The sequence below is a fragment of the Kosakonia arachidis genome (genome assembly GCF_900116535.1).
Lineage (GTDB): Bacteria > Pseudomonadota > Gammaproteobacteria > Enterobacterales > Enterobacteriaceae > Kosakonia > Kosakonia arachidis.
Genome location: NZ_FPAU01000003.1, coordinates 531239 through 554827, shown reverse-complemented (window position 1 = coordinate 554827; position 23589 = coordinate 531239). Strand labels below are relative to the sequence as shown.

Genomic DNA, 23589 nt, shown 5'->3' with positions numbered 1-23589 from the left:
GCTGCACTTTTCAGGCTATACGAATGTAACGTCATCCAGTACCATAGCGCCCTTCCTTTTTCTGGTCCCAATTCTGTTCGCGCCCGCCTCTCTTGATGCGGCGACGAGCTATTGCCTGCAATTTGAGATATAGAGTTCATTTATGCCCTTTACACTTGGTCAACGCTGGATTAGCGACACGGAAAGCGAACTCGGACTTGGTACAGTCGTTGCCATCGATGCGCGCACAGTTACGCTCCTTTTCCCCGCCACCGGAGAGAATCGCCTGTATGCCCGTAGCGATTCCCCGGTTACCCGTGTCATGTTCAACCCCGGTGATACGATTACCAGCCATGAAGGTTGGCAGTTAACGATTGAAGACGTAAAAGAAGAAAACGGACTGCTTGCCTACACCGGAACGCGTCTGGATACCCAGGAAAACGACGTTATCCTGCGCGAAGTGCTGCTCGACAGCAAACTGGTGTTCAGCAAACCCCAGGATCGCCTGTTTGCCGGACAGATTGACCGTATGGACCGTTTTGCGCTGCGTTTTCGCGCCCGCAACTATCAAAGCGCGCAATACCGTATGCCATGGAGCGGTCTGCGTGGCCAGCGCACTAACCTGATCCCGCATCAACTGCACATCGCTCATGATGTTGGTCGCCGCTATGCACCGCGCGTGCTGCTGGCGGATGAAGTCGGTCTTGGGAAAACCATTGAAGCCGGGATGATCCTGCATCAACAACTGCTCTCTGGCGCAGCGGAACGTGTTCTGATTGTGGTGCCGGAGACCCTGCAACACCAGTGGTTGGTGGAGATGCTGCGTCGCTTCAACCTGCGCTTCGCCCTGTTCGACGATGAACGCTATGCCGAAGCGCAACACGATGCAGACAACCCGTTTGAGACCGAACAGTTGGTGATCTGCTCCCTCGATTTTGTACGCCGCAGCAAGCAGCGCCTTGAGCATCTTTGTGATGCAGAGTGGGATCTGCTGGTGGTGGATGAAGCGCATCACCTGGTGTGGAGTGAAAATGAAGCCAGCCGCGAATATCTGGCCATAGAACAGCTGGCCGGGCGCGTAGCAGGCATTTTGCTGCTGACCGCCACGCCGGAACAACTGGGCATGGAGAGCCACTTTGCCCGTCTGCGCCTGCTTGATCCAAACCGTTTCCATGACTTCGCCCAATTTGTCGAAGAGCAAAAAAACTATCGCCCTGTCGCCGATGCAGTGGCGCTACTGCTGGCAGGCGAACGACTTAGCAATAACGATATGAATACGCTGAGCGATCTGGTGGGCGAGCAAGATATCGAGCCGCTGCTGCAAACCGCCAATAGCGACCACGACGGTGCAACGGCTGCGCGCCAGGAACTGATCACCATGTTGATGGACAGACACGGCACTAGCCGCGTTCTGTTCCGTAACACCCGCAACGGTGTGAAAGGCTTCCCGAAACGCGAACTGCATACGGTTAAATTGCCTCTGCCGACCCAGTATCAAACCGCCATTAAAGTTTCCGGTATTATGGGCGCGCGCAAGAGTCTGGAAGAACGCGCACGCGACATGCTCTATCCGGAACAGATTTATCAGGAATTCGAAGGCGAGAGCGGCACCTGGTGGAACTTCGACCCTCGCGTAGAGTGGTTGATGGGCCACCTGACCAGCCATCGCTCCCAGAAAGTACTGGTGATCTGCGCCAAAGCGGCGACCGCGCTGCAACTGGAACAGGTTCTGCGCGAACGCGAAGGTATTCGCGCGGCAGTGTTTCATGAAGGCATGTCGATTATCGAACGCGACCGAGCAGCCGCATGGTTTGGTGAAGAAGACAGCGGCGCACAGGTACTGCTGTGCTCGGAGATCGGCTCTGAAGGCCGTAATTTCCAGTTCGCCAGCCATCTGGTGATGTTCGATCTGCCATTTAACCCGGATCTGCTGGAGCAGCGTATCGGTCGTCTGGATCGTATCGGCCAGGCACATGATATTCAGATCCATGTGCCGTATCTGGAGAAAACCGCGCAGTCCGTACTGGTTCGCTGGTATCACGAAGGGCTGGATGCCTTTGAACATACCTGCCCTACTGGCCGCACGATTTACGACAGCGTCCACGATGAGCTGATTAACTATCTGGCCGCGCCGGAAAACAGCGACGGGTTTGAGCAGTTGATCAAATCCTGCCGCGAGCAGCATGACGCGCTGAAAGCGCAACTGGAACAAGGGCGTGACCGTCTGCTGGAGATCCACTCTAATGGCGGTGAAAAAGCGCAAGCCCTGGCAGAAAGCATTGCAGAGCAGGATGATGACACTGCGCTTATCACGTTCGCTATGAACCTGTTTGATATTGTGGGTATTAACCAGGACGATCGCGGCGAAAACATGATCGTTCTGACACCGTCCGATCATATGCTGGTGCCGGATTTCCCTGGCCTGCCGGAAGATGGCTGCACCATCACTTTCGATCGTGATGTCGCGCTCTCCCGCGAGGACGCACAGTTCATCACTTGGGAACATCCGCTGATCCGCAACGGACTGGATCTGATCCTCTCCGGCGACACCGGCAGCAGTACCATTTCACTGCTGAAAAACAAAGCACTTCCGGTCGGTACGCTATTACTGGAGTTGATCTACGTCGTGGAGGCGCAGGCGCCAAAACAGCTACAGCTTAACCGCTTCCTGCCACCAACACCGATCCGCCTGCTGGTGGATAAAAATGGCACCAACCTGGCCGGACAGGTTGAGTTTGAGAGTTTCAACCGTCAGCTCAGCGCCGTGAACCGCCATACCGGCAGTAAGCTGGTGAATGCGGTGCATCAGGATGTACACAACATTCTGCAAAAAGGTGAAATACAGGTTGAGCAGGCTGCGCGTACGCTGATTGATGCCGCCCGCAGCGAAGCAGACGAGAAACTCTCTGCTGAACTGTCGCGTCTGGAAGCACTGCGTGCGATTAACCCGAACATTCGTGATGATGAACTGGCCGCTATTGAAAGTAATCGCCAGCACGTGCTGGAAAGCCTGGATCAGGCGAGCTGGCGACTGGACGCGCTGCGTCTGATCGTTGTGACACATCAATAACGGAGCTGTTTATGGTGATGGAGCCTTACAATCCGCCGCAAGATCCCTGGCTGGTTATTCTCTATCAGGATGAGCACATTATGGTCGTCAACAAGCCCAGCGGCTTGTTGTCGGTTCCGGGCCGTCTTGATGAGCACAAAGACAGCGTAATGACGCGTATTCAGCGCGACTTTCCGCAGGCTGAATCCGTGCATCGCCTGGATATGGCCACCAGTGGCGTGATTGTGGTGGCTCTGACCAAAAATGCCGAACGTGAACTAAAGCGCCAGTTCCGCGAGCGCGAGCCGAAAAAGCAGTATCTGGCGCGCATCTGGGGCCACCCGGAGAAAGCGGAAGGGGTGGTGGATTTACCACTGATTTGTGACTGGCCGAATCGCCCGAAGCAGAAAGTGTGTTACGAAACCGGCAAAGCGGCGCAGACTGAGTATCAGGTGTTATCGCTGGATGACGACGGCAACGCCCGCGTGCGGCTAAAGCCGATCACGGGTCGCTCGCATCAATTACGCGTTCATATGCTGGCCATTGGTCACCCGATTCTCGGCGACCGCTTTTATGCGCCACCGCAAGCGCTGGCGCTGGCACCGCGTTTACAGTTGCATGCCGAAACACTGACGATTACCCATCCGGAATTCGGCAATAGCATGACGTTCAAAGCACCGGTAGATTTTTAATCCCCCCGACCGCGCGTCGGGGAGTATTACGCTTAGCGAAAACCCTTTTGCTCGCGAATCAGCTCGTAAGCTTTCTGAATTTCCTGCGCTTTTTGTTTTGCCATCTCCATCATCTCCGGCGGCAAACCTTTTGCCACCAGCTTGTCCGGATGGTGCTCGCCCATCAATTTACGGTAAGCGCGCTTGATGGTTGTCGCATCGTCTGTCGATTTCACGCCCAGCACATTACAGGCATCTTCCAGCGTCGGACCGCGCTGCGCCTGCTGCCAGCCGCCGTTACCGCCAGCCTGCTGCTGAGAATGATAACCGCCGCCAAACTGCGCGCCACCCTGCATCATGCGCAGGAACTGATCGAATTGCAGGCGCGAGATGCCCAGTTCCTCAGCAATCACGTACAACACTTCGCGTTCGCTGGGGTGCAGGGAGCCATCGGCAAAGGCGGCCTGAATTTGAATTTCCAGAAACATCCGAATCAAATCGAAGCGGCCAAAACAGACGCTGCGGAACTGACGCATCTTGTCGCGAAGCGGGTAATTATCCGCTTTACCGTCACGAAACGCGCGTTGTGCCGCCATACGCGACTCGCCATGCAGATTCATACGATCCATAAAAAGGCTGGCAACCTGGATATCAGCTTCGGTGACGCGGCCTTTCGATTTGGTCAGATGTCCCATCACCTCAAAGGTGGTGGCAAAGAACAGCGACTGACGTTCACGCTGGTTAGCAAACCAGGCCATTTTACGGCTGCGCGCCTTATCAAACATATGACCGATAATCAGCCCGAGAACCGCGCCCCAAAAGCCGCCGCCCATGAAAAGAGCGATGACCACACCAACCACTTTTCCCCAATACTGCATATACTCCCCAAATCGTCATGCCGTCGGCTAAAATTTGCTTTATCATACCTGTCATTCTATGCCATGCACAGGCGCAGTCTTCTCTCCCTGGCTCGAACGCGGGCAGGATTAAAACTAGCGTTGCAAAGGCGAGTAAGTTAGTCTCAGACCGTTTGCCAGCGTAAAGCCACAGATGACGGAACAACAAATACAACGTATGAAAAAACGTATCCCCACCCTCCTGGCCACCATGATTGGCTCCGCCCTTTATAGTCAGCAGGGAATGGCAGCCGATCTTGCCTCGCAGTGTATGCTTGGTATCCCCAGCTACAATCGCCCGCTGGTACAGGGTGATACCAATAACCTGCCGGTGACGATTAATGCCGATCACGCAAAAGGCAACTACCCTGATGATGCCGTTTTTACCGGTAATGTGGATATTAATCAGGGCAATAGCCGCTTACAGGCCGATGAAGTTCAACTTCACCAGTTGCAGTCAGAAGGCCAGACAGACCCGGTACGCACAGTGGATGCACTGGGTAATGTGCACTATGACGATAACCAGGTCATCCTGAAAGGTCCTAAAGCCTGGTCAAACCTGAATACCAAAGACACCAACGTCTGGCAGGGTGATTACCAGATGGTGGGTCGCCAGGGGCGTGGCACCGCCGACCTAATGAAACAGCGCGGGCAAAACCGCTATACGATTCTGGATAATGGCTCCTTTACCTCCTGCTTGCCGGGTTCTGACACCTGGAGCGTCGTGGGTAGCGAAGTGATTCAGGATCGCCAGGAGCAGGTCGCGGAGATCTGGAACGCACGCTTTAAACTCGGCCCCGTGCCAGTGTTCTATAGCCCGTACTTGCAGTTGCCGATCGGTGACAAACGCCGTTCCGGTTTTTTGATCCCGAATGCCAAGTACAGCACCAGTAACTACTTTGAGTTTTACCTGCCGTACTACTGGAACATTGCGCCCAATATGGATGCGACCATCACGCCGCACTACATCCATAAACGTGGCAATATTCAGTGGCAAAACGAATTCCGCTATCTGTCACAGGCCGGGAGTGGCCTGGTTGAATTTGACTATCTGCCATCTGACAACGTCTACCAAAATGAGTATCCGACGGAGAGCAACCGCCACCGCTGGTTATTCTACTGGCAGCACGCTGGTGTAATGGATCAGGTGTGGCGTTTTAATGTCGACTACACCAAGGTCAGCGATCCCTACTATTTTAATGACTTCACATCAAAATACGGTTCCAGTACCGATGGTTACGCGACCCAGATCTTTAGTGTGGGTTACGGGGTGGAAAACTTTAACGCCACGGTATCGACGAAACAGTTCCAGGTATTTAACCGCGAAAACAGTAACTCCTATGCCGCTGAACCGCAGTTGGATGTGAACTGGTACCATAATGACCTTGGGCCGTTTGACTTAAGTGTGTATGGCCAGGCAGTTCATTTCACAAATACTAACGCTAACAATCCGGAAGCGACGCGTGTTCATCTGGAACCGACGTTAAGTCTGCCCGTCTCCAACGACTGGAGCAGCCTGAATACCGAAGTGAAAATGCTGGCGACCCACTACCAGCAGAGCAATCTGGATGATTACAACGCAAGTAATAACACGGATTACAAAGAAACGGTCAACCGCGTCATGCCGCAATTTAAGATGGACGGCAAGATGGTGTTTGAACGTGATATGAACTGGGCGGAAGGTTATACCCAGACGCTGGAGCCACGCGCGCAGTATCTGTATGTGCCGTATCGCGATCAGAGCTATATCAATAACTACGACTCAACGCTCTTACAATCCGACTACAGCGGGTTATTCCGCGATCGCACCTACAGCGGGCTTGACCGTATCGCCTCTGCAAACCAAGTTACCTCCGGCGTCACAACTCGCATTTATGATGATGCGGCAGTTGAACGTTTTAACGTTTCTGTTGGTCAAATTTACTATTTCACCGAATCCCGCACCGGTGATGACAACATTAACTGGGAGAAAGACAACAAAACGGGGTCGTTGGTTTGGGCGGGTGATACCTACTGGCGTATCTCAGATCGCTGGGGGCTGCGCGGCGGCGTGCAGTACGACACGCGTCTGAACGCCATTGCCAACAGCAGCTCGTCACTGGAATACCGTCGTGATGAAAACCGTATGCTCCAGCTGAGCTACCGTTACGCCAGCCCGGAATACATTCAGGCAACGCTGCCAAGCTACGCGACAGCCGCGCAGTATAAAGATGGTATTTCGCAGTTGGGTACTGCAGCAAGCTGGCCGATTGCCGACCGCTGGTCGATTGTCGGGGCTTACTATTTTGACACCAATACACACAAATCCGCTGACCAAATGGTTGGCTTGCAGTACAACTCCTGCTGTTATGCTCTCCGCGTCGGCTACGAGCGGAAAATTAACGGCTGGCAAAATAACCAAAGCAAGTATGACAACGTCATCGGTTTCAACATTGAGCTGCGCGGTCTGAGTTCAAACTACGGTTTGGGTACGCCACAAATGCTGCGTTCAAACATTCTGCCGTATCGTAGTTCAATGTGATCTGTTTGATTTGCAACGTAATCCGCATTGCGGTTAATTGAAATGGAAAAGCTATGAAGAACTGGAAAACGCTGCTTCTCGGTATCGCTATGGTTGCGAATACCAGTTTTGCTGCGCCTCAGGTTGTTGATAAAGTCGCTGCCGTCGTCAATAACGGCGTAGTGCTTGAAAGTGACGTTGATAGCATGATGCAATCCGTAAAGGCCAATGCAGGCCAGGCGGGTCAGCAACTGCCGGATGACGCCACACTGCGTCATCAGATCCTCGAACGTCTGATCATGGATCAAATCATTCTGCAGATGGGCACCAAAATGGGTGTCAAAGTGACGGATGAGCAGCTTGATGCCGCTATCGCCGACATAGCCAAACAGAACAAAATGTCCATGGATCAATTGCGCAGCCGTCTGGCTTACGATGGGGTGAATTACAACACCTATCGCAACCAGATCCGCAAAGAGATGATCATTTCTGAAGTGCGCAACGGCGAAGTGCGCCGTCGTGTGACGGTTCTGCCGCAGGAAGTGGATGCCCTGGCGCAGCAGGTGGGGAACCAGAACGATGCCGGCACCGAACTGAACCTGAGCCATATCCTGATCCCGCTGCCGGAAAACCCGACGTCGGATCAAGTTAACGAAGCCGAAAACCAGGCGCGTTCGATTGTCGATCAAGCGCGTAAAGGCAGTGATTTCGGCAAACTGGCGATCACCTACTCTGCCGATCAGCAGGCACTGAAAGGCGGCCAGATGGGTTGGGGACGTATTCAGGAGTTGCCAAGCATCTTCGCCCAGGCGCTGAGCACGGCGAAAAAAGGCGATATTATCGGGCCGATTCGTTCCGGCGTTGGTTTCCATATACTGAAAGTTAACGATCTGCGCGGCCAGTCGCAGAACATTTCTGTGACGGAAGTTCACGCTCGTCACATCCTACTGAAACCATCACCCATTATGAGTGACGATCAGGCTCGCGTGAAACTGGAAGAGATCGCGGCGGACATTAAGAGCGGTAAAATCACGTTTGCTAATGCAGCGAAAGAGTTCTCCCAGGATCCTGGTTCTGCAAACCAGGGTGGCGATCTGGGCTGGGCGGCGGCTGATATTTACGATCCAGCATTCCGCGATGCGCTGATGAAGTTGAAACGCGGCCAGATGAGCGGCCCGGTACACTCCTCCTTCGGTTGGCACCTGATCGAAATGCTCGATTCGCGCAACGTTGATAAAACGGATGCCGCGCAGAAAGACAAAGCGTATCGCATGCTGATGAACCGCAAATTCTCTGAAGAGGCAGCAACCTGGATGCAGGAACAACGCGCCAGCGCCTACGTGAAAATCCTGAGCAACTAAATGAAAACACAGCGTGTCGTTATCACTCCCGGCGAACCCGCCGGGATTGGTCCGGATCTCGTGGTTCAGCTCGCCCAGCGCGACTGGCCGGTTGAACTGGTTATCTGTGCAGACGCGACGCTGTTAGCAGACCGGGCAGCTTTGCTCGGTTTGCCGTTGCAGCTTCGGGATTACGATCCCGCAGTTGCTGCGGTTGCACAGCAAGCCGGTACCTTAACCGTGCTTCCTCTCCCGCTGCATGCACCCGTGACGCTGGGCGTACTCAACCCTCTTAACGGCCCTTATGTTGTGGGAACCCTTGCCCGCACTTGCGATGGTTGCCTGAACGGCGAATTTGCTGCGCTGGTAACCGGCCCGGTGCATAAAGGGGTGATCAACGACGCGGGGACACCGTTTACCGGGCATACAGAGTTTTTCGAGGAGCGTTCGCACGCCGCTAAAGTGGTGATGATGCTGGCCACCGAAGAGCTACGCGTTGCACTGGCGACCACACATTTGCCGCTCAAAGACGTAGCACAGGCCATTACGCCAGCACTGTTGCGCGAGGTTATTTGCATTCTGCACCGGGACTTACAGCAGAAATTTGGTATCCGCCATCCGCACATTCTGGTCTGCGGGCTGAATCCACACGCAGGTGAAGGCGGTCACATGGGGACGGAAGAGATCGATACGATCATCCCGGTGCTGGAGGAAATGCGAGCCAGAGGTATGAATTTGAGCGGTCCGCTACCTGCCGATACGCTATTTCAGCCGAAATACCTTGATAATGCCGATGCCGTACTGGCGATGTACCACGATCAGGGCCTGCCCGTGCTAAAATACCAGGGCTTTGGCCGCGGCGTGAATATCACCCTCGGTTTACCATTTATTCGTACATCCGTTGACCATGGTACCGCGCTGGAACTGGCGGGCCATGGAACTGCAGATGTCGGCAGTTTTATTACGGCGCTTAACCTCGCCATCAAAATGATTGTTAATACTCAATGACTAATCGAGTCCATCAGGGCCACTTAGCCCGTAAACGCTTCGGGCAAAACTTTCTCCACGACCAGTTCGTGATCGACAGCATCGTATCGGCCATCAACCCGCAAAAGGGTCAGGCGATGGTTGAAATCGGTCCAGGGCTTGGTGCGCTGACCGAACCGGTTGGCGAACGACTGGATAAGCTGACCGTTATCGAACTTGACCGCGATCTGGCTGCGCGCCTGCAAACACATCCGTTCCTCGCGCCAAAACTGACAATTTATCAGCAAGATGCGATGACCATGAACTTTGCCGAGCTGTCGCAGACACTCGGTCAGCCGTTGCGTGTTTTCGGCAACCTGCCGTATAACATCTCCACCCCCTTGATGTTCCATCTGTTTAGCTATACTGATGCCATTGCCGATATGCACTTTATGTTGCAGAGAGAGGTGGTAAATCGTCTGGTTGCAGGACCAAACAGTAAGGCGTATGGTCGGTTAAGCGTGATGGCGCAGTACTACTGTCAGATTATTCCGGTGCTGGAAGTGCCGCCGACAGCTTTCGCGCCACCGCCAAAGGTGGAATCTGCCGTGGTTCGTCTGGTGCCGCATACTACGTTACCGCATCCAGTCAAAGAGATTCGCACGCTGAGCCGCATTACCACCGAAGCCTTTAACCAGCGTCGTAAAACCATCCGCAATAGCCTCGGCAATATATTTACGGTTGAGGTACTGGCATCGCTTGGGATTGACCCAACGATGCGCGCGGAAAATATCTCTGTTGCGCAGTACTGTCAGTTAGCCAACTACCTGACGGAAAATGCGCCGCCGAAGGAGAGCTAACTCATGATCAATTCGCCCCGAGTTTGTGTTCAGGTACAAAGCGTCTACATTGAGTCTCAGTCAACCCCCGACGATGAACGTTATGTGTTTGCTTACACCATTACCATCCGGAATCTGGGGCGAACTCCTGTCCAGTTGTTGAAACGCTACTGGCTGATCACCAATGGGAATGGCCGCGAAACGGAAGTCCAGGGCGAAGGTGTCGTCGGTGAACAGCCGCACATTGAGCCGGGTGGCGAATACCAATACACCAGCGGCGCGGTTATTGAGACGCCGATGGGTACCATGCAGGGCCACTACGAAATGATCGACGCGCAGGGCACTGCGTTTCGCATCGCCGTCCCGGTCTTCCGACTCGCTGTTCCAATACTGATTCATTAATCCAATGGCTACATATCTGATTGGTGACGTTCATGGTTGCTATGATGAACTGATCGCGCTGTTAAAACAGGTTGAATTTTCACCACAGCAAGACACCCTATGGCTTACCGGCGATTTAGTCGCCCGTGGGCCGGGGTCGCTGGAGGTATTGCGCTACGTCAAATCACTGGGTGAAAGCGTACGCATCGTACTGGGCAATCACGATCTGCATCTGCTGGCTGTCTTTGCCGGTATCAGCCGCAATAAACCCAAAGATCGGCTCAATTTATTGCTGGAAGCGCCCGACGCCGACGAGCTGATCAATTGGCTTCGTCGTCAGCCGCTGCTGCAAATCGACGAAGAAAAAAAGTTGGTAATGGCACACGCCGGGATCACGCCACAGTGGGATTTACCGACGGCGATACACTGCGCGCGCGATATCGAAGCGGTGCTCTCCAGCGATTCCTATCCGCTATTCCTCGATGCCATGTATGGCGATCTGCCAAACCACTGGACGCCAGAACTCAGTGGGCTTGCCCGCCTGCGCTTTATCACTAATGCCTTTACGCGTATGCGTTACTGCTTCCCGAACGGGCAGTTGGATATGTACTGCAAGGATATTCCCGAGCGTGCACCTGCACCGCTTAAACCATGGTTCTCAATTCCGGGACCGGTTTCGCAAGAGTACAGCATCGCCTTTGGTCATTGGGCATCGCTGGAAGGCAGTGGCACACCAGAAGGGATTTACGCGCTGGATACTGGCTGCTGCTGGGGCAGTGTACTGACTTGCCTGCGCTGGGAGGACAAAATGTACTTCACGCAACCGTCAAATCGCCAGATGGATTTAGGGGATGGCGAGGCGATAGCCTCTTAAAGGGCTCCCCGGCGGTGGCCCGCCGGGGAACAACTTAGCGGCGTTCGAGGATCTCGAAACAGTAGCTATGCGAGTTCTGCGCATCAGCATCATGGAATTCGCTAAATACCGATTCCCAGTCGTCCGGTTCGTAATCCGGGAAGTGAGTATCGCCTTCCACTTCAGCATCAATGTGCGTCAGGTAAAGGCGCTGCGCCTTCGGCAGACACTGTTCGTAAACACGCCCGCCGCCGATCACCATGATCTCTTCCACATCGCCACAGGCAGCAATCGCTTCATCCACGGATTTTACCCATTCGACACGAGCGTCAGTACCCGGCTGGCTGCTGATCACAATATTCTTGCGCCCCGGTAACGGACGACCGATGGATTCCCACGTCAGACGTCCCATCACCACCGGTTTGTTTAAGGTATTGCGCTTAAACCAGGCGAGATCGGCCGGTAAATTCCACGGCATGGCGTTCTCCATACCAATCACGCGATCCACGGCTAGCGCGGCAATCAGACTGATCATTCATTCATTCCTGGATGCAAAAAAATTGTCGCCACTATACGGAAAGCGCAATCTTTCGTCGATGGGGCGCAAGGTAAAGGATGAGAAAATTTTTCATTCTGCTGGCGACACCGCAACCTGCCACTGTATCGCCAACTTTCAACTCGCTTTAATTCAAATGGTTACCCGTAAACCTGCCTGAACACGTTCACGCCTGCGGTTTCGCCGCCGGTTCGTCTGCAGGATCGCCCGTATGCCGTCCCTCTTCCGTCCCCTGCCAGCCATGACGCTGTGTTAACGAAAGATGAGCACGATCCTCTGAGATGATTTCCGTCAACATGGCGCTGGTGCGCTTAAACACGGCGGCACGGGCCTGCGCATCATTCTCAACCTGCGCCATCTCTTCTACCATCGCCGTATTGAAACGACGGAAATGGTCAGCACGTTCGCGAGCTTCATAGGGGCCTAATCCTAACCCTTCCAGCGCCAGACGCCCGGTTTTCAGCGCCGCTTCGAAGGTTTCACGTTCCGGTCTGTCGACGCCTGCCTGTCGCAGACGGATATAGTGATCAACATCGCGGGCGCGGGCAATAATGTGCAGGTCCGGGAAGTGCTCTTTTGCCAGCTCAGTCAATTGCAGGCTGGCCTGGGGATCGTCAATCGCATTAATCAACACCTCAGCACGTCCGGCACCAGCGGACTCCAGCAGATCAACGCGTGTAGCGTCACCGTAGAAGACTTTCATGCCGAATTTACGCAGCGTTTCAATATGATCAGGATCGTGGTCGAGAACTACCATTTTCACGCCGCTGGAAAGCAGCAGACGCCCGGCGATCTGACCAAAACGACCAAATCCAGCGATGATCACCCGCGCTTCTTCTTCATCGATCTCATCTGCTTCGCGCTCCTGCTGTGAACCGGCAGTCTCCAGCCGCGCCAGCAGCACCAACAGAACTGGCGTCACCGCCATTGATAATGCAACCGTCAGTGTTAACGCTTTCGCCCATTCCGAATCGAGCACCTGCGCGGTTTGCGCCGCGCCAAACACCACAAAGGCGAACTCACTCCCCTGCCCCAGTAACGCGGCAAACCACATCCGCTGTTTACCCGGCACGCGTAGTGGGCGGGCAATCAGCCACAGCACTACGCTTTTAATGACCAGGAAACCAACCAGCAACAGCAAGATACGCAGCGGGTGCGTCACCAGCGTACCAAAGTCGATGGACATGCCGACGCCAATAAAGAACAACCCAAGCAACAGGCCTTTAAACGGTTCGATGTCGCTTTCCAGCGCATGACGATATTCAGAACTGGCCAATAACACCCCGGCGAGAAAGGCGCCCATCGCCATAGACAATCCTGCCTCTTCCAGCAATAACCCAAAGCCGAACACCAGAAACAGTGCTACGGCGCAGAACACTTCCCGCAGCCCAGAGCGAGCAACAAAGCGTAGCGCCGGACGTGCGACATAACGCCCAATCAGCACCACCAGCACCAGCGCGCCCACGACTTTCAGTGCCGAAAGAGTAAAAACGCTCAACGTCATCGCACCGCCGCTGGCAGCCAGCAACGGAATCATCGCCACCAGTGGGATCGCAGCGATATCCTGGAACAGCAGCACCGAGAAGGCGCTACGCCCCATCGGTGAAAGCGTCAGGTTACGCTCATTCATCGCCTGCATGGCAATCGCGGTAGAAGAGAGCGCCAGCGTCAGACCAATCAACAGCGCCACAGGCCAGGCCAGACCCAGCAGGGCGCAAAACACACCAAGCAGCAGGCCGCAACTCACCATTTGCAGCGCACCGCCGCCAAATACCGAGGCGCGCAACTTCCACAATCGTTGCGGATCAAGCTCAAGGCCAATCACGAAAAGCATAAGCACCACGCCAATTTCGGCGAAGTGGAGAATGGATTCGGCATCAGTCACCAATCGCAACCCCCACGGCCCAATAATGCCGCCGGCAATCAAGTAGCCAAGCACCGACCCCAGCCCCAACCGTACGGCGATGGGAACAACCAGCGCGGCCGACCCCAGGTAGATCAGCGCCTGTACTAATGAATGGCTATCCATGTGCCGCCTCCTGCAACTCCAGCAAACGTTGTTTGTAATGATGCGCCTGAGCCTGCAGGGTTTCATCGTCGCAAATAAAGGTACAGTGCACAGCAAAAGGCGGTAACCAGTTCATCCCACAGTAAATAGCTGTTGCTTGTAACGGTTGTGAAAGCACATCAAAGCCGGGGTGAGATCCAATATCAAAATGGCGGTCGCCGCCGCCAGTGGTCACTGCCCACATCACATTTTTTCCCCTAAGCGCAGTGCCCTCGTGACCATAGGCCCAGCCATGCGACAACACTTTATCCAGCCAGAGTTTCAACAACGGGGGGACGCTGTACCATTGCATGGGATGTTGCCAGATAACCAGCGAAGCGCGAGAAAGCGCCTCCTGCTCAGCGGCTACATCAATATTAAAGTCAGGGTATAGCTCATAGAGAGAACGGATTTCGACGCCTTCCAGCGCCCTTGCCTGCTCAATCATTCGCTTATTCGCATGCGAATGCTGCGGATAAGGATGGGCATAAATTATAAGGATCATCGATCAACCTGTTTTTCACTGTGCTCTTTTCCTTGAGAGTGTAGAGAGTTAATCGTCTGGCTTAAAGCGACAATCTGTATGGGAATGGCAGACGCAACCATATATTCACGTAGCAATACTGAAGTCAGCAGTGAGAGGTGTGGCCGACTTGCCGCCTGAACTTAGCAAGCCGCTACGCCACTTACAGTCTGAAGAACGGGTGATTATCTTGCCACTGGAGCTACACAGCCCGATGTGCGGCCTGGCGGCTCCCACCGGAGTGGGACGCCTTCTCACAGCCTCACAGCAAGCTGGATCAATTATCCAGCTCACTCATATTTTTTACCTGGTCGCGGTTAATCTGCTCGGTTTTACCGGTTTCAGCATTTTTATAGGAAACCATCCCGGTGTCATCATCCACCTTCGGTTTACCATCGGTCACAATGGTACGTCCATCCGTGGTGCGCACAGCCTGATTTGAAGAACAACCAGCAACGGTAAACAACGCTGCAGCGGTAAAAATCGACGTCATCAGAAGTTTGTTCATTTGCATGGTTATCTCCCTGCTTTCAGTGAATTTCATTCGTCTGTTAAGCTATTTTAGGTTAACACTCTGTAAGCGTAGAGAAATGCAGAACACTCTGAAGGTTGCAGACCTGAGGGTGCTTCGCTTATCAGGTCTACAGGAACCAGAAGTCGGGAAAGGAAAACCGGCCCGCGAAACGGGCCGGTGTCAGGCTTACTTGCGGATTTGCGCGTGCATTTCCTGCACGGAAATCACTTTCTCTGTAGCGTCCGCATTCAGGGCCATCGCGGTGGCGAAGCCGCCGTTCAGCGTGGTGTCGTAGTGCACTTTGTATTGCAGTGCGCTGCGGCGAATCAGTTTGGAATCCTCAATCGCCTGACGACCTGCCGTGGTGTTAATGATGTAGGTGTACTCACCATTCTTGATACGATCCTGAATGTGCGGGCGACCTTCATGCACTTTGTTCACCAGACGCGGATTGATACCGGCTTCGCCCAGTACAATCGCTGTGCCGTGAGTTGCATCCAGTTCAAAGCCCTGTTTCAGCAGTTTAGCCGCCAGATCCACCACGCGCTCTTTATCGCCTTCGCGAACAGAGAGCAACGCACGACCATATTTCTTCATCGTTGAGTTGCTGCCGAGCTGTGCTTTGGCAAATGCTTCAGCGAAGGTGCGCCCGACGCCCATCACCTCACCGGTAGAGCGCATTTCTGGCCCTAACAGCGGGTCAACGCCAGGGAACTTGTTAAATGGCAATACCACTTCTTTCACTGAGTAATACGGCGGGATGATCTCTTTGGTATGTCCCTGCTCGGCCAGCGTTTTACCAGTCATTACGCGCGCCGCCACTTTCGCTAACTGCACACCGGTAGCTTTGGAGACGAACGGCACGGTACGCGCCGCACGCGGGTTCACCTCAATCAGGTAAACTTCGTTGTCTTTCACCGCGAACTGTACGTTCATAAGACCACGAACCTGCAACTCGAACGCCAGTTTCTGCACCTGCTGGCGCATGACGTCCTGAATTTCCTGGCTCAGCGTGTAAGCTGGCAGAGAGCAAGCGGAGTCGCCGGAGTGGACACCCGCCTGTTCGATGTGCTCCATGATGCCGCCAATCAGCACCCTTTCACCATCGCAAATGGCATCGACATCCACTTCTACCGCATCATCGAGGAAACGATCAAGCAGAACCGGTGCATCGTTGGAAACGCTCACTGCCGTCATAAAGTAGCGACGTAGATCGACTTCGTCGTAGACGATTTCCATCGCACGGCCACCCAGCACGTAGGACGGGCGCACCACCAGCGGGTAACCAATCTCTTTCGCCTTTTCTACAGCCTGCTCAGTCGCCGTGACGGTAGCATTTGCTGGCTGTTTCAGCTTCAGACGGTCAACTGCCTTCTGGAAGCGCTCACGATCTTCCGCACGGTCAATCGCATCCGGGCTGGTACCGATAACCGGCACACCAGCAGCTTCCAGCGCACGTGCCAGTTTCAGCGGTGTCTGGCCGCCATACTGCACGATGACGCCTTTCGGCTTCTCGACGCGAACAATTTCCAGCACGTCTTCGAAGGTCACCGGCTCAAAGTAGAGACGATCAGAGGTGTCGTAATCGGTCGAAACCGTTTCCGGGTTACAGTTAACCATTATGGTTTCGTAACCGTCTTCGCGTAGCGCCAGCGACGCATGTACGCAGCAGTAGTCGAATTCAATACCCTGTCCGATACGGTTTGGACCGCCGCCCAGTACCATGATTTTTTCGCGATCCTGGCTCGGGTTAGCTTCGCACTCATCTTCATAAGTGGAATACATATAGGCCGTATCCGTAGCGAACTCTGCCGCACAGGTATCCACGCGTTTGTAGACCGGATGCAGGTCATACTGATCGCGCAGTTTGCGGATTTCCGCTTCGCGTACGCCAACCAGTTTAGCCAGACGCGCATCGGCAAAGCCTTTACGTTTCAGGATAAGCAGGAAGTCAGCGTCCAGACCGTTAATGCCCACCGCCGCCACTTTCTCTTCCAGACGCACCAGCTCTTCAATCTGCACCAGGAACCAGCGATCAATATTGGTCAGGTTAAACACGCCATCAATGGAGAGACCGGCACGGAATGCATCAGCGATGTACCAGATACGCTCTGCACCTGCGTCTTTCAATTCGCGGCGGATTTTGGTCAGCGCTTCCGGATCGTCAAGGCTCACTTTCGGGTCGAAGCCAGTCGCGCCCACTTCCAGACCACGCAGCGCTTTCTGCATCGACTCCTGCTGCGTGCGGCCAATTGCCATTACTTCACCGACTGATTTCATCTGCGTGGTCAGGCGGTCATTAGCGCCAACAAATTTCTCGAAGTTGAAGCGCGGAATCTTGGTCACAACGTAGTCGATGGACGGTTCGAACGATGCCGGAGTACGGCCGCCGGTGATGTCGTTCATCAATTCATCCAGCGTATAACCCACCGCCAACTTTGCTGCCACTTTGGCAATCGGGAAACCGGTCGCTTTTGAAGCCAGCGCAGAAGAGCGGGATACGCGAGGGTTCATTTCAATCACAATCAGACGACCGTTTTTCGGGTTCACAGCGAACTGTACGTTCGAGCCGCCGGTTTCCACCCCGATTTCACGCAGTACCGCCATCGAGGCGTTACGCATGATTTGGTACTCTTTATCGGTCAGGGTCTGTGCTGGTGCCACGGTGATAGAGTCACCGGTGTGGATCCCCATGGCGTCGAAGTTTTCAATAGAGCAGACAATGATGCAGTTGTCGTTTCTATCACGCACCACTTCCATCTCATACTCTTTCCAGCCAATCAGCGATTCATCAATCAGCAGTTCATTGGTTGGCGAGAGATCCAGTCCACGAGCGCAAATCTCTTCAAACTCTTCACGGTTATAGGCGATGCCGCCACCGGTGCCGCCCATGGTAAAGGAAGGACGGATAATGCACGGGAAACCAACGTCAGCTGCGACGGCCAGCGCTTCGTCCATGGTATGAGCGATACCGGAACGCGCGGTGTCGAGACCGATTTTCTTCATCGCAATGTCGAAACGGCGGCGATCTTCTGCTTTATCAATCGCATCAGCTGTCGCGCCAATCATGGTGACGCCGAACTCTTTGAGCACGCCCTGACGTTCCAGTTCCAGTGCACAGTTCAGCGCGGTTTGACCGCCCATGGTTGGCAGTACGGCATCCGGACGCTCTTTTTCGATGATTTTGCGTACCACTTCCCAGTGGATAGGCTCGATATAAGTGGCATCCGCCATCTCGGGGTCGGTCATGATCGTCGCCGGGTTGGAGTTCACCAGGATAACGCGATAACCCTCTTCGCGCAGCGCTTTACACGCCTGGGCGCCGGAGTAGTCGAACTCACACGCCTGGCCGATAACAATCGGACCAGCACCAAGGATCAGGATACTTTTTATGTCTGTACGTTTTGGCATGGCTCTTCTTCTCCTGATTATTTGGCGGTGTTACGATACTGCTCAATGAGCTCAATAAAGTGGTCAAACAGCGGTGCGGCATCGTGCGGTCCCGGGCTGGCTTCCGGGTGGCCCTGGAAACTGAACGCCGGCTTGTCGGTGCGATGGATACCTTGCAGTGTGCCGTCGAACAGCGATTTGTGCGTCACTCGCAAATTGGCAGGCATTGAGGCTTCATCAACGGCAAAACCGTGGTTCTGCGCGGTGATCATCACGGTATTATTATCAATATCTTTTACCGGATGGTTGCCGCCGTGGTGGCCGAATTTCATCTTCATGGTGTTGGCTCCACTCGCCAGCGCAAGCAGTTGGTGACCAAGACAGATGCCGAACACCGGAATATCCGTTTCCAGGAAGGTTTTAATCGCTTCAATCGCGTAATCACACGGCGCCGGGTCACCTGGGCCGTTGGAAAGGAAGATACCGTCCGGATTGAGCTTCAGTACGTCCGCCGCAGGGGTTTTCGCCGGTACGACCGTTAAACGGCAACCGCGATCAACCAACATTCGCAGGATATTACGTTTCGCGCCGTAGTCGTAAGCGACAACGTGGAACGGTAATTCGCTCGCCGCTTTCGCCTGCGGCAGTTCACTTGCCAGCGTCCAACTGCCCTGGGTCCAGCTGTAGGTTTCCGCTGTCGTCACTTCTTTTGCCAGATCCATTCCGTTCAGACCCGGGAACGCTTTCGCTTTCTCCAGCGCCACTGCAGCATCGACATTATCACCAGCGATGATGCAGCCGTTTTGCGCGCCTTTTTCACGCAGCAAACGCGTCAGCTTACGGGTATCTATATCAGCAATCGCCACAATATTATGGCGCTTCAGGTAAGAAGAGAGGTCTTCGGTATTACGGTAGTTACTGGCAATCAGTGGCAGATCACGAATGACCAGGCCTTGCGCATGTACCTGAGAAGATTCTTCGTCAGCGGAGTTGGTGCCGACATTGCCGATATGAGGATAAGTAAGAGTAACAATTTGGCGGGAGTAGGAAGGATCAGTGAGGATTTCTTGATAACCGGTCATTGAAGTATTGAAAACGACTTCCCCAACTGCCGTGCCCGTTGCCCCAATGGCCCGACCGTGAAACTGGGTTCCGTCTTCCAGAACCAATAGCGCTGACTTAATCAAAACGTCCTCCAGAGAATATTCACTCACTTTATTTGCATATTAATTCATATCGAGATGATGAATCAATGCAAATTTGCTGGCCGTGGATTTTTGGCAAACGGCGGCATTCTGGAGAGATGTTGGTTAAAAGTCAACTTATCTCACATTTTTTTCTTGTTCTTTTACGCCACTGCCCTTCATTACTGGGTTTAACAGATAAAAAGATCAAAAAAAACCAACAACGAAAACGATTTCGTAGCAAGAAAACTTTGGGAGAGACAATCCTGTCACAAGAAAGTGGACCAAATGGTCAAAATTTATATTTTAGCGCGAAAAAAGCAGGGCATAATTGAAGATTAGACCATTTTGACCTAATAAATTGGGAAAAAAAGAGAAAATAAAAGGGCAATAAAATACTGCCCTTTGCAATCAATCAATTACGACTGCAACAACCACATCACGATGGGTAATAACTCTTACAAATTATTGAGATCAAGCACATCTCGCATATCAAAAAGTCCATTATGCTTTCCTTTTAGCCACAAAGCAGAACGCACGGCACCATTGGCGAAAGTCATGCGGCTGGAGGCTTTATGCGTAATTTCTACACGTTCGCCAATATCGGCGAACATAGCTGTATGTTCGCCGACGATGTCACCTGCACGGACCGTGGCAAAGCCAATCGAGCCAGGGACGCGCTCACCGGTATGCCCTTCACGTGAATAAACCGCACATTCTTTTAAATCTTTATTCAGTGACTTCGCGATGGCTTCGCCCATCGCCAGCGCCGTACCGGACGGCGCATCGACTTTGTAGCGGTGATGCGCTTCAACGATCTCGATATCGGTGTAATCGCCCATCACTTTCGCCGCTTTCTCCAGCAACTTCAGCATCACGTTTACGCCTACGCTAAAGTTCGCCGCGAAGACAATGGCAATGTCTTGTGAAGCATCACTAATCGCCTGTTTGCCCGCGTCGTCAAATCCGGTGGTACCAATTACCATGCCTTTTTGCTGCTGGCGACAAAAGGCCAGATGCGCCAGCGTTCCTTCCGGGCGAGTAAAGTCGATAAATATGTCGAAATCGTCTTTGACTGCATCAAGGCTGCTTTGTACTGTAACACCCGTTTTCGCCGTACCGGCCAGTTCTCCCGCATCAACGCCTAACAGAGAAGACCCTTCACGTTCCAGTGCTGCGCCAAGCGCCACGCCTTCCATCGCCAATGTGGCCTGGATCAATTGGCGGCCCATACGCCCGCCAGCACCCGCGATGGCTACGCGGGTTGGTGCATCATGCATAGTTGTACTCTTTTGTTAAAAAAATGCGTAATAATCGTTTCCAGATTAACCAGCCCACGTCGGGGCTACCAGCCGAAAACACCGATAATTAGAAATTAATGATATACAGCCGAAAATATCAGTAAAAGACATGATACATCAGGGTGCGAGCGCCAGCACTTCTGCCACCCAGTGACGAAAACCTTCCACGTCAATATCCAGTGCGACCTGCGCATTCGGTTTCTGCTTCAACTTACCGTCGATATCCACCACCGTCGTACCAGAGGTATATTTCCCCTGCGTCTCCACCGCCACAAAACATGATGTCAGCGTAAACAGCTCCGGGCGGACCAGCCAGGCAATTGCGCAGAGATCGTGCATGCGCAGCCCGGTTGCCATGCTGCCGCTGCGATAGTGGCTAAACAACGCATGCAGCATATGCCCGGTTTTGTTGAGCGCGGGTAGCGTTGCAAGGAACTCAGGCGTCAGTGTCGCCCGGTTAGTGACATCCAGCCCACACATCACGATCTCGAGGCCGCTGTGAAACACTCGGGCGGCAGCTTCCGGATCGATAGCGATATTAAATTCGGCATTTGGAGTGAAGTTACCCCGCCCGGCGGAGCCGCCCATCATCACCAGACGACGAATATTGAACTGGCACTCCGGGTAGTGCGACAGCAGCAGCGCTATATTAGTCAACGGGCCGATGGTCACCAGCGTGACGGGTTCAGCAGACACCATTAGCGTATCGCGTATTGCCTGAAATGCCGGTTTAGACAGCGGCTGGCGCTGATGCTCGACAAAGTCGTAGCCATCCATGCCGGACTCCCCGTGCACTTCGGCAGCGCTGTGCAGTGGGCGCAATAAGGGTGTCGCCGCACCTTGCGCCAGCGGGATGTCGGCCTGCCAGAAGTTGAGCAGTTGCAGGGCGTTGCGAGTGGTTTTTTCCAGCGAGACATTACCGGCAACGGTGGTAATCAGTTTAAGTTCGCACTGCGGTGCATACAGCGCGGCAGCAATGGCAATGGCATCATCAATACCCGGATCGGTGTCGAGGATCATTGGCAAACGCATAGTGCCTCCTGAAGTGAAATCCATAAAAAATGCCAGACTCAGTCTGGCATCTTCGCACAAAGTTTAGGGTAAAATGTTATTCGACCTCGCGAACATCAACCCTTAGCTCTTTTGGCACTTCAAAGACAATGTTCTCTTCACGACCTTCCAGCGGAATGGCTTCACCGCCGCCCAGCTCCTGCAGGCGGACAATCACGTTCTGCACCAGAATGTCAGGCGCGGAGGCACCAGCAGTTACGCCGACACATTTGATACCTTTAACCCAGTTCTCCTGGATATCAGAAGCGTCATCGATCAAATAAGCGCTTTTGCCCATCCGCTGCGCCAGTTCAGCCAGACGGTTGGAGTTGGATGAGTTTTTCGACCCCACCACAAGCACCACTTCCGCCTGTTCGGCCAGCGCCCGCACCGCTTCCTGACGGTTGGTCGTGGCATAACAGATGTCATCTTTACGCGGGCCAACAATCTGCGGGAAACGGGCGCGCAGCGCGTCAATGACATCAGAAGTATCGTCCACCGAGAGTGTGGTCTGCGTCATAAACGACAGTTTGCCCGCATCTTTGATATTGAGCGTAGCAACATCAGCAGGCGATTCGACCAGGTACATGCCCCCTTTTGGGTTGCTGTACTGCCCCATCGTACCTTCCACTTCCGGGTGCCCGGCGTGGCCGATCAGGATCGCTTCCTCACCACGTCGGCTGGCGCGAGCCACTTCCATATGCACTTTTGTTACCAACGGACAGGTGGCATCGAAAACCGTCAAATCGCGGCTTTTCGCTTCATTACGCACCGCCTGGGAAACACCATGGGCAGAGAAAATCAGGATTGCGCCATCCGGCACTTCACTTAACTGCTCAATAAAAATAGCCCCACGCTCGCGCAGGCTATCAACAACATAACGGTTGTGTACCACTTCGTGGCGCACATAAATTGGCGCGCCATACAGAGCCAGCGCGTTTTCAACAATGCTGATAGCGCGGTCAACGCCGGCGCAAAAACCGCGCGGGTTAGCCAACAGGATCTGCATTCGTTTCCTCCAGTACCGGATCGACTTCCAGCACATCGATATCAAAATGGACGGTTCTGCCCGCCAGTGGATGGTTGAAATCGACGGTGATAGAGTCGCCATTAATTTCACGGATCACACCCGGCATTTCGCTGCCATCCATTGCGGTAAAGAGCATAATCGCCCCGATTTCAGGCTCCCCGGCATCCATAAACTCACGGCGAGAGAAGTACTGAATCAGGTCCGGGCTCGGCGTACCGAATGCGGCATCCGGCTCGAGAGAGAAAACCTTTTTTTCCCCAGCTTTCAGACCCAGCAAGTGTTGCTCCATTCCCTCAGAGAGCGAACCATCGCCCAGACGAAATAGCGCCGGTTTGCCGTTGTTGCGGGTTGACTCGGCAAGAGAACCATCTTCGAGCTTGAGCGTAAAGTGCACCAGCACTGCGCTATCGCTCTGTACGGATTTAGACATGCAGGTTGCTCGCTTGTTTTGACTCACCTGTTTACCCGGTGACGCTTTGCTTACCAGGTAAACAGGTGGCCACAAATTCTGTAGGCCGGG

General features: G+C 53.8%; 20 protein-coding genes. 9 read left to right on the top strand and 11 right to left on the bottom strand.

Annotated features, from left to right (window positions below; genetic code table 11):
• Positions 1-142 precede the first annotated feature (142 nt).
• Both rapA and rluA read left to right on the top strand, forming a co-directional pair.
• Positions 143-3049 (top strand): RNA polymerase-associated protein RapA, encoded by a 2907-nt coding sequence (gene rapA, locus BM427_RS14305; RefSeq protein ID WP_090122510.1) that lies wholly within the window; start codon positions 143-145, stop codon positions 3047-3049.
• Positions 3050-3060: 11 nt separating this feature from the next.
• Positions 3061-3720: a bifunctional tRNA pseudouridine(32) synthase/23S rRNA pseudouridine(746) synthase RluA gene (rluA, locus tag BM427_RS14300; RefSeq protein WP_090122509.1), complete on the top strand. Its 660-nt coding sequence runs from the start codon at positions 3061-3063 to the stop codon at positions 3718-3720.
• A gap of 32 nt (positions 3721-3752) precedes the next feature.
• Here the strand turns inward: rluA and djlA are convergent, their stop codons facing one another.
• Positions 3753-4577, bottom strand: a complete 825-nt coding sequence (djlA, locus tag BM427_RS14295) for a co-chaperone DjlA (RefSeq protein WP_090122507.1) — start codon at positions 4575-4577, stop codon at positions 3753-3755.
• Positions 4578-4773: 196 nt separating this feature from the next.
• Here djlA and lptD point away from each other — a divergent pair, with 196 nt between their 5' ends.
• From lptD to apaH, 6 genes are read left to right on the top strand one after another with little or no spacing between them, the layout of a single operon-like run.
• On the top strand, positions 4774-7116 hold the full coding sequence (gene lptD / locus BM427_RS14290; RefSeq protein WP_090122506.1) for an LPS assembly protein LptD: 2343 nt from the start codon (positions 4774-4776) through the stop codon (positions 7114-7116).
• 53 nt (positions 7117-7169) lie between these two features.
• The gene (gene surA, locus BM427_RS14285; RefSeq protein WP_090122505.1) at positions 7170-8456 is read left to right on the top strand and encodes a peptidylprolyl isomerase SurA; all 1287 of its coding nucleotides are present in this window, start codon (positions 7170-7172) and stop codon (positions 8454-8456) included.
• Positions 8457-9443: a 4-hydroxythreonine-4-phosphate dehydrogenase PdxA gene (pdxA, locus tag BM427_RS14280; protein ID WP_090122503.1), complete on the top strand. Its 987-nt coding sequence runs from the start codon at positions 8457-8459 to the stop codon at positions 9441-9443.
• Positions 9440-10261: a 16S rRNA (adenine(1518)-N(6)/adenine(1519)-N(6))-dimethyltransferase RsmA gene (gene rsmA / locus BM427_RS14275; protein WP_090122502.1), complete on the top strand. Its 822-nt coding sequence runs from the start codon at positions 9440-9442 to the stop codon at positions 10259-10261. The genes pdxA and rsmA overlap by 4 nt, the downstream gene beginning before the upstream one ends.
• A gap of 3 nt (positions 10262-10264) precedes the next feature.
• On the top strand, positions 10265-10642 hold the full coding sequence (gene apaG / locus BM427_RS14270) for a Co2+/Mg2+ efflux facilitator ApaG/CorD (protein WP_035886540.1): 378 nt from the start codon (positions 10265-10267) through the stop codon (positions 10640-10642).
• A gap of 4 nt (positions 10643-10646) precedes the next feature.
• Positions 10647-11495 (top strand): bis(5'-nucleosyl)-tetraphosphatase (symmetrical) ApaH, encoded by an 849-nt coding sequence (gene apaH / locus BM427_RS14265; protein ID WP_090122501.1) that lies wholly within the window; start codon positions 10647-10649, stop codon positions 11493-11495.
• Between the two features lie 34 nt (positions 11496-11529).
• Here apaH and folA read toward each other — a convergent pair whose 3' ends face one another.
• The 6 genes from folA to carA form a co-directional block, all read right to left on the bottom strand.
• The gene (gene folA / locus BM427_RS14260; RefSeq protein ID WP_090122500.1) at positions 11530-12009 is read right to left on the bottom strand and encodes a type 3 dihydrofolate reductase; all 480 of its coding nucleotides are present in this window, start codon (positions 12007-12009) and stop codon (positions 11530-11532) included.
• A 187-nt stretch (positions 12010-12196) separates the two neighbouring features.
• A complete protein-coding gene (gene kefC, locus BM427_RS14255) occupies positions 12197-14059 on the bottom strand; it encodes a glutathione-regulated potassium-efflux system protein KefC (protein ID WP_090122498.1) in 1863 nt (620 codons plus the stop codon).
• A complete protein-coding gene (gene kefF / locus BM427_RS14250) occupies positions 14052-14582 on the bottom strand; it encodes a glutathione-regulated potassium-efflux system oxidoreductase KefF (RefSeq protein WP_090122497.1) in 531 nt (176 codons plus the stop codon). The genes kefC and kefF overlap by 8 nt, the downstream gene beginning before the upstream one ends.
• A gap of 295 nt (positions 14583-14877) precedes the next feature.
• Positions 14878-15108: a YgdI/YgdR family lipoprotein gene (locus tag BM427_RS14245; RefSeq protein ID WP_043956953.1), complete on the bottom strand. Its 231-nt coding sequence runs from the start codon at positions 15106-15108 to the stop codon at positions 14878-14880.
• A 192-nt stretch (positions 15109-15300) separates the two neighbouring features.
• The gene (gene carB / locus BM427_RS14240) at positions 15301-18525 is read right to left on the bottom strand and encodes a carbamoyl-phosphate synthase large subunit (protein ID WP_090122494.1); all 3225 of its coding nucleotides are present in this window, start codon (positions 18523-18525) and stop codon (positions 15301-15303) included.
• A 17-nt stretch (positions 18526-18542) separates the two neighbouring features.
• Positions 18543-19691 carry a glutamine-hydrolyzing carbamoyl-phosphate synthase small subunit gene (gene carA / locus BM427_RS14235; protein ID WP_090122491.1) on the bottom strand — a complete coding sequence of 383 codons (1149 nt, stop codon included), beginning with the start codon at positions 19689-19691 and terminating at the stop codon, positions 18543-18545.
• A gap of 65 nt (positions 19692-19756) precedes the next feature.
• Here carA and BM427_RS14230 point away from each other — a divergent pair, with 65 nt between their 5' ends.
• Positions 19757-20023: a hypothetical protein gene (locus BM427_RS14230; RefSeq protein WP_090122490.1), complete on the top strand. Its 267-nt coding sequence runs from the start codon at positions 19757-19759 to the stop codon at positions 20021-20023.
• A 123-nt stretch (positions 20024-20146) separates the two neighbouring features.
• On the opposite strand, the gene dapB is transcribed toward BM427_RS14230, so the two are convergent.
• The 4 genes from dapB to fkpB all read right to left on the bottom strand — a co-directional run bounded on the left by dapB (position 20147) and on the right by fkpB (position 23499).
• A complete protein-coding gene (gene dapB / locus BM427_RS14225; RefSeq protein WP_090122488.1) occupies positions 20147-20968 on the bottom strand; it encodes a 4-hydroxy-tetrahydrodipicolinate reductase in 822 nt (273 codons plus the stop codon).
• A gap of 138 nt (positions 20969-21106) precedes the next feature.
• A complete protein-coding gene (rihC, locus tag BM427_RS14220) occupies positions 21107-22021 on the bottom strand; it encodes a ribonucleoside hydrolase RihC (RefSeq protein ID WP_090122487.1) in 915 nt (304 codons plus the stop codon).
• A gap of 76 nt (positions 22022-22097) precedes the next feature.
• Positions 22098-23048 (bottom strand): 4-hydroxy-3-methylbut-2-enyl diphosphate reductase, encoded by a 951-nt coding sequence (gene ispH / locus BM427_RS14215; RefSeq protein WP_090122485.1) that lies wholly within the window; start codon positions 23046-23048, stop codon positions 22098-22100.
• Positions 23029-23499, bottom strand: coding sequence for an FKBP-type peptidyl-prolyl cis-trans isomerase (fkpB, locus tag BM427_RS14210; protein ID WP_090122483.1), 471 nt, complete (start codon positions 23497-23499; stop codon positions 23029-23031). Before fkpB ends, ispH begins: the two co-directional genes overlap by 20 nt.
• Between the last annotated feature and the right edge of the window lie 90 nt (positions 23500-23589).

Bases quoted from the DNA above. Each gene is read 5' to 3' on its own strand.
- carB (WP_090122494.1), bottom strand. From the start codon at position 18,525: ATGCCAAAACGTACAGACATAAAAAGTATCCTGATCCTTGGTGCTGGT.
- rsmA (WP_090122502.1), top strand. From the start codon at position 9,440: ATGACTAATCGAGTCCATCAGGGCCACTTAGCCCGTAAACGCTTCGGG.
- surA (WP_090122505.1), top strand. From the start codon at position 7,170: ATGAAGAACTGGAAAACGCTGCTTCTCGGTATCGCTATGGTTGCGAAT.
- rapA (WP_090122510.1), top strand. From the start codon at position 143: ATGCCCTTTACACTTGGTCAACGCTGGATTAGCGACACGGAAAGCGAA.
- rihC (WP_090122487.1), bottom strand. From the start codon at position 22,021: ATGCGTTTGCCAATGATCCTCGACACCGATCCGGGTATTGATGATGCC.
- fkpB (WP_090122483.1), bottom strand. From the start codon at position 23,499: ATGTCTAAATCCGTACAGAGCGATAGCGCAGTGCTGGTGCACTTTACG.
- apaG (WP_035886540.1), top strand. From the start codon at position 10,265: ATGATCAATTCGCCCCGAGTTTGTGTTCAGGTACAAAGCGTCTACATT.
- BM427_RS14245 (WP_043956953.1), bottom strand. From the start codon at position 15,108: ATGAACAAACTTCTGATGACGTCGATTTTTACCGCTGCAGCGTTGTTT.
- pdxA (WP_090122503.1), top strand. From the start codon at position 8,457: ATGAAAACACAGCGTGTCGTTATCACTCCCGGCGAACCCGCCGGGATT.
- kefC (WP_090122498.1), bottom strand. From the start codon at position 14,059: ATGGATAGCCATTCATTAGTACAGGCGCTGATCTACCTGGGGTCGGCC.
- folA (WP_090122500.1), bottom strand. From the start codon at position 12,009: ATGATCAGTCTGATTGCCGCGCTAGCCGTGGATCGCGTGATTGGTATG.
- kefF (WP_090122497.1), bottom strand. From the start codon at position 14,582: ATGATCCTTATAATTTATGCCCATCCTTATCCGCAGCATTCGCATGCG.
- dapB (WP_090122488.1), bottom strand. From the start codon at position 20,968: ATGCATGATGCACCAACCCGCGTAGCCATCGCGGGTGCTGGCGGGCGT.
- rluA (WP_090122509.1), top strand. From the start codon at position 3,061: ATGGTGATGGAGCCTTACAATCCGCCGCAAGATCCCTGGCTGGTTATT.
- apaH (WP_090122501.1), top strand. From the start codon at position 10,647: ATGGCTACATATCTGATTGGTGACGTTCATGGTTGCTATGATGAACTG.
- djlA (WP_090122507.1), bottom strand. From the start codon at position 4,577: ATGCAGTATTGGGGAAAAGTGGTTGGTGTGGTCATCGCTCTTTTCATG.
- ispH (WP_090122485.1), bottom strand. From the start codon at position 23,048: ATGCAGATCCTGTTGGCTAACCCGCGCGGTTTTTGCGCCGGCGTTGAC.
- BM427_RS14230 (WP_090122490.1), top strand. From the start codon at position 19,757: ATGCAAATTTGCTGGCCGTGGATTTTTGGCAAACGGCGGCATTCTGGA.
- lptD (WP_090122506.1), top strand. From the start codon at position 4,774: ATGAAAAAACGTATCCCCACCCTCCTGGCCACCATGATTGGCTCCGCC.